Here is an 11,384-nt window from a genome sequence, read left to right as displayed (position 1 = left end):
ATCAGCTTTACCGTAAACAGGAGATGCGGGAACTGGCGGAGGCAGGCGATATTTTCTTTCAGACTACACCGCATTGGGTGAAAAATGATGCATTTACCCGGAGAGCTCTTGGGGAAGACCGGTTTAACCGTCAGTTTCCCATGGCGACTGCGAACAGAAACGGAGTGGCGGTGACGTTCGGAAGCGACAGCTGTCTGGAACCGATCACAGCGAACGCCTTTCTCGGAATGTACTTTGCCGAGGCGAGAGGCCAGAAAGCGTGCGAAGGCCTGTGTTATCCGTCGCTGACAGAGGGGTTCGACCGGGAAAGCTGTCTGAAAGCTTACACAATCAATGGTGCCGAACAGTTGGGGATTTCCGATGTAACCGGAAGCATCACACCGGGAAAATCCGCGGATTTTGTGATCGTCGACCGGGATCTGATGAAATGTTCCCCGGAGGAACTACGGGATACGAGGGTTCTGGAAACATATTTTGCGGGGAGAGAGGTTTTTCGGGCTGAGAAGAAGATTGAAGATATGAAACAGTGACTCTTGCAATGAACTTCTGGGTGTGTTATCAAAATTAATAGAAAGATTTGCTTGGAAATGCAATTTTTCTTTCGAAATTATGGTTGACGAAGAAGAACGGTAGCCGGCGGACAGGAATCCATAATTCCGAAAGAACGGTAGCCGGTACACAGGGACCTGCGATTCCGGAATTGAAACGCATCCGGAACAGAGCGAGAAGCAAAGAACCGTATTGACGATGCAGCAGTTTGTAAGAGCAGTGCATGAGGAGGTTATCATGGACGGAAACATGACTTATCAGGCATATGAGAAGAATTCTGCGGAGGGGTTTAAGGTGCTGGAAGCGTTTCGGGAAGAGACCAAAAATCCTATGGAGAAAACCACCGCGCTTCTGATGAAGCTTCTTCAGGACAACAAGGATACCGAATACGGCAGAAAATATGGTTTTGCGGATATTCACACGATTGAGGATTACCAGAAGAAGGTTCCGGTTGTGGTCTACGATGATCTGGCTCCCTATCTTGAGCGGATGATGAACGGAGAAAAGAATATTCTGACGGCGTATTCCTATGATCATTTCAATGAGACTTCAGGAACGGTAGGTGTGCCGAAGGTAGTTCCCATGACCGCAGAGCAGGCGGATGTATTTGCAAAATACAACAACTTTCTGATGTATGGACTGATGCGAGAGGGGCTTGACCCGGACTGGATGAAGGGAAGGGGATTCTGTACCTCCAGCGGCAATCACCGGACACTGAAAAGCGGATTGACGGTGGGAGAGGCATCCTCTAAAATGGCGGATTACATTAAGGGCGGCAAAGATGCACTGGATGTCATGATCCGCACGGCGTACACCTCCCCGATCGAGGGTCTGAATCCGGAGGAAGGAGCAGATACCAAATATATCCATACCCGTTTTGCTCTGATGGACAAAGAGGTTAGGGGAATGGTCTCCGGCTTTTACAGCGTCATCATCCTGTTCCTCCACTATATTGAGAACAACATCGATCTTCTGATCGATGACATCGAAAAAGGCACTATATCGGATGAAATCGATATGCCGGAGGCTTCCAGAGAAAGCCTGATGAAGAAAATAGAGCCGATGCCGGAGCGTGCGGCAGAGCTCCGGGAGATCTTCAAAAACGGAACGGATTTCCCGTGGGTGAAAAAAGTATGGCCGCATTTCTGCTATCTTTGCGGAGTGGGCGGCGACGGCTTTGAGATTTACGACCGGCAGATTAAGGAGCATTACACGGGGGGCGGCGTGAAGAATATCTATGCCGGCATTACCGCATCCGAGGGATTGTGGTCCGTTCCGGCGGGGATCGATGATTTTGACAGTATTATGGCACCGTCCGCGTCTTTTGCCGAGTTCCTTCCTGTGGAGGCGGGAGATGACTTCAGCAAATGTGTCACCATGGACAAACTGGAAGTGGGCAGGATCTACGAGCTGATCATTACGAATCTCAGCGGATTTTTCCGCTATCGCATGAGCGATGCCGTGAAGGTCACCGGATTCTATAACAAGACGCCGAAGGTTCAGTTTATGTATCGCGTGAACCGGACCATTAATCTGGCAGAAGAAAAAACAACCGAGAAAGCACTTCAGATCGCGGTTGAAAAAACAGCAGCGGAAATGAACATTCCGCTGGCGGATTTCACAGTATATCCGAACACGGATGTTACTCCGAACCGGTATGATTTTTTGATTGAACCGCGGAAGGAGATCAATAAGTTTGACATGGATGCTCTTCGGGAATCGGTCTTCCGGAACCTGATCGAAGCGAATCCGGTATATCTCGACTGCTATAAAGATCTGTGGCTGGACAAGCCAGAGGTGTATTTCCTTCAGCCGGAGACGTCGCTTTTGTACCGCGATATGATGGTTATGCGCGGCGCATCCTTGAATCAGCTGAAACCGGTCCGCGTCATCATGAACGAACGGCAGAGGAAGTTCTTCTTTAGACTGAGGCAGGAGATGGAAGAATAAGCTCGCCGGCACTTCCGGATTCTCCTCTTGTTTCCCGTCTCTTTCCCGACTATACTGAGACGGGGAAGCATCATTTTTGAAATATTTCAGGAGAAAGAGGGTATTATCATGAGCAAATTTGAAGATCTGCAGAAGGCAATGGTTGCAGCGATGAAGGCGAGAGACAAGGCAAGAAAAGATGCGGTCTCATCCATCATCTCCGACGTGAAGAAAGTGGCAATCGATTCCGGATGCAGGGACAATATCGGGGACGATCTGGTGAATCAGGTCATCATGAAATCACTCAAGACCGTGAAAGAGCAGATTGACACCTGTCCGGACGACCGCGCGGAACTCAAGGCGGAGTATCAGTTCCGGTATGATGTCATCAAAGAATATGCCCCGGCCATGATGTCGGAGGATGAAATCCGGACAATGCTTACAGAGAAGTTCTCCGAGGTGATTGCCACGAAGAACAAAGGTGCGATTATGAAGGAGATCATGCCGGCGTTGAAGGGGAAAGCCGACGGAAAAGTCATCAACGCGATTGTTGCCGAGCTGTGCAAATAATCGAATGATCTGCCATGCGCGGATCATGCTTTGCAGGAACAAAAGAAAATGAGGTTGAAACCGGGGATCATCGGAAATCATGGATCCCCGGTTTCTTGCAATTGGTCAATTTGACTACTATAATGATAATATAATGACTGTAATGATACATTACGGACAAATGCAGAAAAACGGGATACGGCGGAGATAGAAAATGACAAAAAGGCCGGAACCGGGAAGAAAAGCGAAACTACAATATAAAATGCGGTGCCAGAGAGTATTGTCAGTAACCGGTGTCAGAATGAGGAAAAAGATATGATGAATAAAATTGAGGAAGCGATCATCTATGCAACCATTCTCCATCAGGGGAAAGTGCGAAAATTCGGGGGAAGGCCCTATATTCTTCATCCGCTGGAGGTGGCCCAGATTCTCTCCACGATGACAGAGGATGAAGAGATCATCACCGCGGGAATTCTTCATGATATCGTCGAGGATACAGACGGAACTCTCTCAGAGATCGAGAAGCGGTTCGGCGGGCGGGTGGCTATGCTGGTTTCTTCCGAGTCTGAACCGGATTATCCGGATGAGCCGCCGTATTCATCCTGGAAGCGGCGGAAGGAGCAGTCGCTTCAGACTCTGAAAAGCAGTCAGGATATCGGTGTCAAGATGCTCTGGCTTGCCGATAAACTGGCCAATATCCGTTCTTTGTCCGGATTATACTCGGAACATGGCGAAAAGATCTGGCAGGATCTTCATCAGAGCGATCCGGAGATGCAGAAATGGTATTACCGCACCATCGGTGAGCTGGTGGAGCTCTCGCTGAATAAGACCGGTGCGTTCAAGGAGTACATTAAGCACGTCAACTTCATATGGCCGGGAACCTTTGACCGGGATAAGACACGATATAAAAAATACCGCGAGGTTTCGGTCGACGGCTGCCGTCAGATCGGAAAGGGTGCCAAGGGCGAGGTTTACCGCTACGATGATGAGCTTGTCATCAAAGTCTACAATGACAACAACACCTACCGGGATGTGGAAAATGAGATCGCCCAGAGCCGCAGAGCGTTTGTGCTGGGCATTCCGACTGCAATCTCGTTCGGAATCGTGGCAGTCGGATCGCGGTACGGGGCCATGTATGAACTTCTGGATTCCGAGACGATCTCGTCGTTCATCGTGAAAGATCCCGGACAGGTGGATATTTACGCAAAGATCATGGCGGAGCTTGCGCGAACCATCCATGGAATCACCGTATCGGAGGACGACTGTTTTCCGCCGGCAAAGGACCGGATTCTGTCTTATGTCCGGGGAGGCATTGCAAAGGAAAATGAGGCGCTTGCGGACCGGTGTATGGAGCTGATCGACCGGCTGCCGGATACAAAGACGCTGATCCACGGAGACTTTCATACGAACAACGTTTTCCTGCAGAACGGGGAGCCGCTTCTGATCGATATGGACCGGCTGTCCACCGGGCATCCGATCATCGAAATCAGTGATCTGTATTATTTTTATGTGGTTCTGGGCGAGGATGATCCGGCTGTGGTCGAGAATTTCATGGGCTTTTCCTATGCGACATCGAAACGGTTTTTCGATTCGCTTCTGAAAGAGTATTTCGGAACGGAGAATGCAGAAATGCTTGAGAACGTGAAGGAGAAGGCGTCTCTTCTGTGTTCGGTGCGTATGGTCAACAAGATTCATAAGAAACAGGAACTTTCGGAAAAAGACAGAGAACTTATTCACCGGTATATGAAACAGGCAGAAGAACTTGCAGACCGGCTGGAAACGCTGGAATTTTAACCCTGACGGCGAAAATGCCTGCCTCCGGACAACAGTGGAGGGGGATGACAGACGATTCTAAGACTGAAAAAGGAGGACACACCGATGAAGATTATCGCATTTTATCCGCAGATTATCTCAAAAGATGCATACAGTGCCATCAAGTTGTTTGAAGCGCTGGGATTCCAACAGTTTCAGGATAAAAACGGATCGGAAGCATTCGCTTTTTATGCGATCCGAATGAAAGACAGCAACGGGTTTTATGTCGATGTGGTCGAGGCAGAAAGGATTCCGGGGAACCGGGACTGCACAGCGATTCGAATGAACACCGATGATTTCGATGAGGCGTATCAGTATCTGATCGGGAAGGGATTTCTTGAAACCAGGGATTTTATTCTCAATACTCCGCCGTGCGGAAAATATGCTTTTCTGGTTTCCCCGTCCGGCTTCCTGATTGATCTCTGTCAGGTTTGACAGCGGAAAGTTGTTTTCTTCCGGGGGGGGAGCGGCAGAGAAGGCCGGATTCTTCCGGAGAGGGGGAATGAAGAACCTGCATAGGGATACTGCCCTCCGAGGTGATAAAAAATAAAAGCGGCGAAGACGCAGTAAGGCGGAAAGAGCAATGAAAAGAACAGGTTTTATTCTCAACGGCGGTATCCGGCGAAAGATTTTCGGCATGATGCTGGTGACGATTGTCATGATCATTGCATCCTATACGGCTGTTTTTTTATATCAGTCAAATAGGGTGGAACGGCTGGTTGATGAGACCTATGAGACACAGAAACAGGAATATGAAGAGAACGGGCTTCCGGATCGCTATGAAGAAATCCGCGGCGGGGCGGTGGCCAAATTCCGCAATGAGATGTTCCATGCCCGCAATATTCTGTTGCTTCTGGTCGTATTCATTGTCGCAGTCGGAATGATCTCTGCGTATTCCATCACTGGGCGCATCATTGAGCCGTTAAACACCATCACAAGACGGGTCGCGTCACTTGGTATCCGCCACAGGCAGTTTAAGATGGAAGATGTATACCGGACCGGAGACGAGATCGAGGTTTTGGCGGAATCGTTTGCCAAGCAGTCGGCCCGGATGGTGCTGTACATTGACCAGATTAAAAAAGTGACGGCGGAAAAAGAGCGTATCGATGCGGAACTGGATATGGCCAGCAAGATTCAGGCCAGTCAGCTGCCGAGACTTTGTCCGCCGGTTTCCGCGCGGAAAGAATTCCGTCTGGCGGCCAGCATGAACCCGGCGAAGGAAGTCGGCGGCGATTTCTATGATTTCTTTATGATTGATGAGGATCATATCGGCCTTGTGATTGCCGATGTTTCGGGAAAAGGCGTTCCGGCGGCGCTTCTGATGATGGTGGCGCGTGTCCTGATCAAAAACGGCCTTCAGAACGGAATGAATCCGGCGGAAGCGCTGGAGAATGCGAACAACCTGATCTGCGAGAACAACGAGGAGGATTTCTTTGTCACGGTCTGGGCGGCATCGCTGGAACTCTCAACCGGAAAAGGATTTGCGGCGAATGCCGGTCATGAGCATCCGGCGCTGCGGAAGGCCGGCGGCAAGTATGAACTGGAGATCTATAAGCACTCGATGCCGGTCGGTACCATGCAGGGACTGAAATTCAGACAGCATGAGTTTCAGCTTGATCCCGGTGACAGTTTCTTTGTGTACACGGACGGTGTGGCGGAAGCGACGAATAAAGACAATGAACTGTACGGACCGGAGCGTATGATTGAGGCGCTGAACCGGGAACCGGATGCGGAGCCGGAGCAGGTCCTGAAAAATGTGATGGCGGACATCAACCGGTTTGTGGACGGTGCAGAGCAGTTTGATGATATCACGATGCTGTTTCTGCGCTATCACGGGAAGAACGGGATAACGGTGTGAAGAGACAGCGGGAGGTTGTACTATGAAAAAGCACGGTTTACGAAACGGGCTGAAAACAATCGAAGACATCTTCATCCCGTTGCTTCCGGGCATTATCTGCGCAGGACTGTGCGGCGGCGTGGCATCTCTGATCAGTCAGACCGTGCCGGGGTTTGCCGACAAGAGAGTCTGGCAGTTTATCTATCAGATTCTGTCGATGATCAATGCTTCTGTCATGACATTTCTGACAGCCTGGGCGGGGTATCGGGCATCCGAACAGTTCGGCGGCACTCCGATCCTGGGCGGGATGCTTGGTATGATCACTTCCATGGAGGGGATCAATGTCATTTCCTCCATTCTGGGACTGTATAACGATGCGGTCCCGTTGGATTCCGTTCTCCGAAGCGGAAAAGGCGGAGTGCTGGCGGTGATTGTGGGCGCGATCCTGATCGCGAATGTGGAAAAAGCGATCCGGTCACTGATGCCGCGTGCGGTCGATGTCGTATTTACCCCGGTCATCACCATGATGGTATGTCTGATTCCGTATATTGTTCTTATTATGCCGCTGTACGGGTATATTTCGGAAGGAATCGTATGGCTGTTCGGTCGGGCGTGCCTGTCCCAGGACATTTTTATCCGCACGATTTCCGGATATCTCGCCGCGGCGTGCTTTCTTCCGCTGGTTGCCACCGGCATGCACCACGGCCTGATCGCTCTTTACAGCGTACAGCTGGAGGAACTGGGATATGTGACCCTTTACCCGGCACTGGCCATGGCGGGAGCAGGACAGGTCGGAGCGGCGATCGCGCTCTGGAAGAAGGCGAAAAAGGCTGGAAATATCGATTTCTGTGCGGTGATTGCCGGCGCTTTGCCTGCGGGACTCATGGGAGTCGGTGAGCCGCTGATCTACGGTGTTACGCTTCCGCTCGGAAGACCGTTTCTCACCGCAGGACTGGGCGCAGGCTTTGGCGGCGCATTTACCATGCTGACACAGGTGGCGTCGACCGGCTGGGGACCGTCCGGTCTTTTGGGCGCGTTCATGATGACGGCGGGAAAAGGCGGAAGCGTGAGAAGTATTCTCTGCTATCTGATCGGTCTTTCCATCAGTTATCTGGGAGGATATGTGATTACCAATCTTCTCTACCGGGAGGAGGAACTGAATACGGAGAATCTGCTTTCTGCCGATCAGGCTTCTTTCTGGCGGTCATCGGCGTTTGCCCGTCTCAGCAGAAGAAAACCGCGGACCATAAAGGCGGGAATGCCGCTGACAGGGACAAAAGAACAGGGAATGGCCGGATTGTGCATTACAGCGTCGGCGGACGGAGAGACGGTTCCCATGGACCGGATTCCGGACATCATGTTCTCCTCCGGAGTTATCGGAAAATGCATCGGTATCATGCCAGAGAACGGCCATATCCTTGCCCCGGTTGACGGCGAGATATCCGAGATCGCCGATACCAATCATGCGCTGACGTTCCGGTCATATGACGGGATGGAGATTCTTCTTCTTGTCGGAATTGACACATTTATGCTGAACGGGGATGGGCTCTGTCCGCTGGTGAAAGAGGGAGAGAAGGTTGTCGCCGGACAGGCGGTGATGGAGGTGGATCTCGATAAGATTAAGAAGGCCGGTCTTTCTCCGATTGTCATTACCGTTCTGAGTAATTAAATGAATTTAGTTGAGGAATTGAATAAACTGACTGTATAACAGACAGATGACAGGGTGACGCAGAAGGAATCCTTTTTGCGTCACCCTGTCATCTGTGCGGAAAAATTACATCTGTATGATCGGAATCGCCATTCGCGATGTGTCTGCGGGATGGCGGTAAGCAGCGGGAGTGTTATGCATCCGGGATGCGGAGTTGTGTTTTTGGAAACGCATTATGGTGGGGGATTATGAAAAAAACATTCATGAAACACGATTTTTTTCTTCTGTTTGTGGGGATCCTGTTTTTTCTTTGGATCGGCACACTGCTGCTGAAAGCATACAAGGCCGAAGGAAGACAGATCTCTTTGGCGGATGAATCGCATTTTTCCTGCCGGTCGGGATGGACGGATGAGGCCGGAGAGGAAGTTGATTTTGATACACTCAGCTATTCCCGTGATGATCTGGAAAAAGTGCATGTGTACCGCTATCGGATTCCGGATGACTGTACGGTTCGTGACGGAGATTCGATCTGCTTTTTCTGCCGCGGAATTGATTATAAAATCTATATCTCTCCCAGAGAGGACAGACACCTTTCGTTCAGGGGAGGGAAAAGACTGATTCATGATTACCGTCAGAATGGGGCCGGTCTTACCGGAAAGGATATAGGGCTTACGATTCAGACGATTCCCGTATACGGGATGATTCAGGACTGCGAGATTTCGCTTGCCGTTACACCACATGAGACGTCGGCATTTCTGATGGATGTGCGCATTCAGAAGACGTCAGAGTTCATTCTCAGCACAATTCGTTCCAGAATGTGGATGTTTGTCCAGAGTATTGCGATCGTGTTTTTTGGCATTGCGACGATTCTTTACACTTTTTTTGCGGTAAACCGGAGACGTGAGGACAAGACGCTGCTCTATGCATGGGGAGTTCTGGCGCTGATTCTTGGTATGATGCTGGTGCTGCAGACTCATATCATCCAGATTCTCACCGGAAAACCGGAGTTTTTTAATGCGCTGAAATATGCGCTGGTGCTTCTTGTGACATTTCCGCAGGCGGTACAGGCGGATGCGGCGGCCATGCATCCGCACAGACATTACTCCGTAGTTGTGGGAATTGTCGTTGCGGTTCTGATGATTGTTGAAGCTGCCGTATGTTTCTTTTGGGATGTGTCGTTATACCGTCTGCTGATGGTCTCATCCCTCCCGCTTCTGCTGCTGAATTTTTTGATGATGATCATCTATCTGGTGAAAGAAGTTCTGTATATCCGGAAGACGCGGGGAGCGATCGAATCGGTGATGCTTCTTGCGATTATGACCGCGCTGTCCACGGTTGCTTTTGTGGATGTTTTCTTTTATGCAAGTTCCAGCCGGCATCTGACCGACTGGGGACGGATGATCCGAATCAGCTACATTCTCTTTGTGATCGCGATGCTGGTGGTTTTCCTGCGCACTTCTATGAGAAAGAACCGGGAAGCTAAGCTGGCGGAGAAGTATAGAATGCAGTCAAGAACGGATGCCATGACCGGCCTTATGAATAAGGGCGCATATCTGGAAAAAGAAGCGGAACTGACGAATCGTCTTTTTCTGGCAAGGAAGAAAGGGAAAAAACTATCCTTTGTTGTTATGGCGCTGGACCTGAATAACCTGAAAAAGGTAAATGATCACCTTGGCCACAATATGGGAGATCAGTACATCATTACCGCATCCCGAATTTTTTCGGAAGCGATCGGAAAGGATGGCGAGATCTACCGGGTTGGCGGTGATGAATTCCTGATCCTGCTTTTTGGAAGTGAGCCGGAAGAGACGTATCGAAATGTCGTAAGTCGTCTCCGCGAGAAGACAGAAGCTTATAATTCAGAAACCGGGAGAGAGATCCCGCTGAGTTTTGCTTACGGACACGCGCTCTGCACGTCGGAACAGCATCACAGCATCCACGACTCAGAGAGAGCCGCGGATGCGGAAATGTATGAGCACAAACGGCAGATGAAGGCGGAGCGGTAGGCTCTCCGGTCGCCACGTCATAGTCCGCCTTTACCCGCGGGATTAAAGCAGACCCTTTTCACACAGTTCGTCTGCGTACCGGACGGTGGTCATGGCGTCGCGGCCGAAGCAGTCCGCACCGATTTTGTCGGAGTAATCCCGTGTCATCACGGCACCGCCGACGGCGATTCGGCAGTCCGGCTTCCGTTCCCGGAGAAGACGGATGGTTTCCTCCATATTGACAACGGTTGTGGTCATCAGGGCGGAGAGCCCGACCAGTTTTACATCTTCCCGGATTGCGGTTTCCACGATCGTCTCCGGATCCACATCTTTTCCGAGGTCGATGACGTCATATCCGTAGTTCTCCAGAAGAACTTTCACGATGTTCTTGCCGATGTCGTGGATGTCTCCTTTTACCGTGGCAAGAATAATTCTTCCGCGGACTTCCTGCGCAGAGCCGGCCATGGCTTCCTTTACGACCGCAAAGGCTTCTTTTGCGGCGTCGGCGGCCATGAGAAGCTGGGGCAGGAAAACCGTTCCTTTCTCAAAACCCTGACCGACGATGTCCAGCGCCGGTACCAGATCTTCATTGATGATATCGAGAGCATCCCTTTTTTTCAGTGCTTCTCTTGTCGCCTCGGCAGCAGGCGCGGCCATGCCGCGGCGGATTGCTTCCATCAGCCGGGAACTGCCGCCTGCGGAAGCGGTATTTTTTGCAGAATCGGAAGAACCGGAAGCAGCGCCGGAAGATCCATTGGCTGCGGCCTGTCCGGACGGAGTACTGCCGGTTCCGGACGTGCCGGAAGTGGCACCGGCCGTTCCGGCTCCGCCGGCGGAGGCTGCGGAGAGCGCCATGGCCTCTGCAATTCGTTTCTCCGGCGACTTGTAGTTCTGATATGCCTCGATAAATGACGCGAAGTTTTCATCCTGATTCATGAGAGCGCAGAAACTCCGGTAAGCCTGCATCATCGGCTGATTGTTGGGATTGATGATGGCACAGGACAGTCCGTTCTGCAGCGCCATGGTATAGAACGCCGAGTTGATCAGCTCTCTTGCAGGGAGTCCGAAACTGATA

The 11,384-nt window shown here is 51.0% G+C and carries 9 protein-coding genes; 8 read left to right on the top strand and 1 reads right to left on the bottom strand.

Annotated features, from left to right (window positions below; genetic code table 11):
- The 8 genes from BMW41_RS12965 to BMW41_RS12930 all read left to right on the top strand — a co-directional run.
- Window positions 1–530, top strand: a 530-nt coding sequence (locus tag BMW41_RS12965) for an amidohydrolase family protein (protein WP_143050882.1), incomplete at its 5' end; no start/stop codon positions are given.
- 217 nt (window positions 531–747) lie between these two features.
- Window positions 748–2,499: a GH3 auxin-responsive promoter family protein gene (locus BMW41_RS12960; RefSeq protein WP_074650553.1), complete on the top strand. Its 1,752-nt coding sequence runs from the start codon at window positions 748–750 to the stop codon at window positions 2,497–2,499.
- A gap of 108 nt (window positions 2,500–2,607) precedes the next feature.
- A complete protein-coding gene (locus BMW41_RS12955; protein ID WP_074650551.1) occupies window positions 2,608–3,048 on the top strand; it encodes a GatB/YqeY domain-containing protein in 441 nt (146 codons plus the stop codon).
- A gap of 294 nt (window positions 3,049–3,342) precedes the next feature.
- Window positions 3,343–4,821: an HD domain-containing protein gene (locus BMW41_RS12950; RefSeq protein ID WP_074650549.1), complete on the top strand. Its 1,479-nt coding sequence runs from the start codon at window positions 3,343–3,345 to the stop codon at window positions 4,819–4,821.
- An 84-nt stretch (window positions 4,822–4,905) separates the two neighbouring features.
- Entirely contained in the window at window positions 4,906–5,274 is a 369-nt protein-coding gene (locus BMW41_RS12945; protein ID WP_074650548.1) for a VOC family protein, read from the top strand.
- Window positions 5,275–5,422: 148 nt separating this feature from the next.
- Window positions 5,423–6,697, top strand: a complete 1,275-nt coding sequence (locus tag BMW41_RS12940; protein ID WP_074650546.1) for a PP2C family protein-serine/threonine phosphatase — start codon at window positions 5,423–5,425, stop codon at window positions 6,695–6,697.
- 22 nt (window positions 6,698–6,719) lie between these two features.
- Entirely contained in the window at window positions 6,720–8,345 is a 1,626-nt protein-coding gene (locus tag BMW41_RS12935; protein ID WP_074650545.1) for a glucose PTS transporter subunit IIA, read from the top strand.
- A 242-nt stretch (window positions 8,346–8,587) separates the two neighbouring features.
- A complete protein-coding gene (locus BMW41_RS12930) occupies window positions 8,588–10,330 on the top strand; it encodes a GGDEF domain-containing protein (RefSeq protein ID WP_177171248.1) in 1,743 nt (580 codons plus the stop codon).
- A gap of 42 nt (window positions 10,331–10,372) precedes the next feature.
- Here the strand turns inward: BMW41_RS12930 and BMW41_RS12925 are convergent.
- Window positions 10,373–11,384 (bottom strand): cobalamin-dependent protein (locus BMW41_RS12925; RefSeq protein ID WP_177171247.1); only part of this gene is annotated, 1,012 nt, incomplete at its 5' end.

Origin of the sequence: [Clostridium] aminophilum (assembly GCF_900101295.1) — a bacterium.
GTDB classification, from domain to species: domain Bacteria; phylum Bacillota; class Clostridia; order Lachnospirales; family Lachnospiraceae; genus Clostridium_R; species Clostridium_R aminophilum_A.
Note: the sequence above shows the minus strand (reverse complement) of the source record. Positions and strands in the feature narration are given on the sequence as shown.